We start from the raw sequence: 262 nt of genomic DNA, 5'->3' as shown, positions 1-262 counted from the left end.
AGACTGGTGGGTAAAGCTAAACCCTAAAAATTTTCGTTTCCATGGCCGGTCTACTGCACTTTTCTCAATGTTCACCTTAAGTTTTAATTTATTCTCGATGAACCAGGAAATAGATGCCATTACCCGTTCGCCAGCCTTCTTTGAAGAAACGTAGACATTACAGTCGTCCGCGTAGCGGACAAATCTGAGCCCTCGTTTTTCTAGCTCCATGTCCAATTCATGCAACATGATGTTGGAGAGCAGCGGACTAAGAGGTCCACCT

1 protein-coding gene is annotated in these 262 nt (G+C 44.7%); it reads right to left on the bottom strand.

Annotation, left to right across the window (positions count from 1 at the left end; all coding sequences use genetic code 11):
• Positions 1 to 262, bottom strand: a 262-nt coding sequence (locus SB725_RS31975; protein WP_410923481.1) for a reverse transcriptase domain-containing protein, incomplete at both ends; no start/stop codon positions are given.

It is taken from the genome of Pseudomonas sp. SIMBA_041 (assembly GCF_046535095.1).
In the GTDB taxonomy this organism is placed as follows: Bacteria; Pseudomonadota; Gammaproteobacteria; order Pseudomonadales; family Pseudomonadaceae; genus Aquipseudomonas; species Aquipseudomonas mucoides.
Note: the sequence above shows the minus strand (reverse complement) of the source record. Positions and strands in the feature narration are given on the sequence as shown.